Below are 578 nucleotides of genomic sequence, written 5' to 3'. Positions count from 1 at the left end.
TTGACATACTCCCACCACTTTCGTTTTCACTCAAGTGGGGGATTCTAAAAGCAAAGCTCTTAGGCGACTTCCTCACGGATTTCGCTTGCTTTCTGCTTCTTAGGGCGACCTTTACCGCATCCACCCTCCACAGACAAAACGGCATGTCCTGCCGACAATATATTACGAGATGCGTTTAAATCCGCATTCGCAACATAACCGCATCCGACACACTCAAATTTAGCTTGAGTTTGTCGGTTTTCTTTTGCTACATGACCACATTCACAGCAGGTTTGACTTGTGTACTTCGGATCAACTTTTACAAGTAATCCACCTCGCCATTGTTGCTTATATTCCAACATACTAACGAGCATGCCCCAACCTTGATCTAGGATTGATTTGTTTAAGCCTGACTTAGCTTTTACATTCTTTCCTTGATTTTCGATTGTGCCACTTGCTGACTTCGACATATTTGCTACTTTTAAATCCTCAACAGCAATCATTGCGTGGTTTTTGCTGAGCGTTGTAGTGATTTTTTGCAAGTAGTCATGACGAATATTGGCAATGTGATGATGTAGTTTATTGATTTTAAAATTCAG

At 41.3% G+C, this 578-nt stretch carries 1 protein-coding gene; it reads right to left on the bottom strand.

Annotated features, from left to right (window positions below):
* Positions 1–59: 59 nt before the first annotated feature.
* Positions 60–578: RNA-guided endonuclease InsQ/TnpB family protein (locus AC07E5_RS09615; protein ID WP_498625321.1), on the bottom strand; the 519-nt coding region annotated here is incomplete at its 5' end.

The sequence above is a fragment of the Acinetobacter seohaensis genome (assembly GCF_056431365.1).
Note: the sequence above shows the minus strand (reverse complement) of the source record. Positions and strands in the feature narration are given on the sequence as shown.